This is a genomic window from Streptomyces sp. NPDC006624 (assembly GCF_040611555.1).
In the GTDB taxonomy this organism is placed as follows: Bacteria; Actinomycetota; Actinomycetes; order Streptomycetales; family Streptomycetaceae; genus Streptomyces.
Window position 1 is genome coordinate 1 of record NZ_JBEXOM010000073.1, and the last position, 1,271, is coordinate 1,271.

Below are 1,271 nucleotides of genomic sequence, written 5' to 3' on the forward strand. Positions count from 1 at the left end.
GAAGCGGGTGCGCAGCGCCTGATGGCGCTCGACCACGCGGCGCAGCGCCCGCGCCAGCGCCGCCTCGTCGAGCGCGCCGCTGAGCTTGACCGCCAGCGGCACGTTGTAGATCGCCTTGGCATCGGACAGCTTCTGGCTCAGCCACAGCCGACGCTGGCTCGAGGTCACCGCCTCGGCGCCGTGGGCCTTGGGAATGCCGGCAGATGCGGCCGCGGCGGCTTGCAACAGCGCGATCAGATCGTCGCGATGGGCCTTGATCTGCGCGCCGAGGTCGTCGCTGATCGCGCCCGGCGCGGCCTTGGTCTTGAGCTTGCCCTGGTCCAGGTAAAGCTCGATGTTCCTGGAGCCGAGCAAGGCCAGCAGCTGTTTCGCGGTTTCCATGACTACCACTCCATTTCTTCGTAAACGGCGCCGCCGTTCGCGCCGTCGGGCTGCGCGGCGGAAGCCGAAACCCGCTTGACGTCGATGTGCAGCGCCAGCCCGGCCAGGCTCTGCTGTTCGAAGATGTCCTTGAGCTGCACGGCATCCGCCCAGCGCTGGTTGATCGCCAGGACCATGCGCGTAGCCAGCAGCGAGTGGCCGCCGAGACGGAAGAAGTTGTCTTCGGCGCCGACCGGTTCGCTGCGTTCCAGCAGTTCCTGCCACAACGTCGCCAGTACGCGCTCGGTTTCGGTCTCGGGCGCGCGGTAGGCCGCGGCGACTGCGCCGCCCAGCGACGGCAGCGCTGCGCGGTCGACCTTGCCGTTCGCGGTCAGCGGCAGGCTCGCCAGCACGGCGATCGCGCTCGGGCGCAAGAACTCGGCCAGGCTCTGGCGCAGCGCTTGTTGCAGTTCGTCGACCAGCGCGGCGTGGGCGGTTTCTGCCTCGCTGCTGGCGACGAATGCGACCAGTCGCCGGTCGTTGCCCTCGCCCTGGATCGCCGCCGCTGCGTCGCTGACCCGCGCATCGCGCTTGAGCTGGGATTCGATCTCGCCCAGCTCGATACGGTAGCCGCGCAGCTTGACCTGTTCGTCGCGTCGGCCCAGGTATTCCAGCTCGCCGTCGTGGCCGCAGCGCACCAGGTCGCCGCTGTGGTACAGGCGCTCGATCACACCCTCGCCGAAGCGATGTTCGCGGAAGCGGCTTGCGGTAAGCGCGTCGAGGTTCTGGTAGCCGCGGGTCACGCCGTCGCCGCCGATGCACAGCTCGCCAACCGCGCCGGCGGGCACGGGTACGTCCAGTTCGTTGAGCACGTACAGGCGGGTGATCTGGATCGGGCGGCCGATGGCGAC

At 69.2% G+C, this 1,271-nt stretch carries 2 protein-coding genes; both read right to left on the reverse strand.

Annotated elements, in window-relative coordinates; genetic code table 11:
- Positions 1 to 381 (reverse strand): condensation domain-containing protein (locus ABZY20_RS37240; RefSeq protein WP_356447969.1); only part of this gene is annotated, 381 nt, incomplete at its 3' end.
- Between the two features lie 2 nt (positions 382 to 383).
- On the reverse strand, positions 384 to 1,271 hold an 888-nt coding region (locus ABZY20_RS37245), incomplete at its 5' end, for a phosphopantetheine-binding protein (protein ID WP_356447971.1).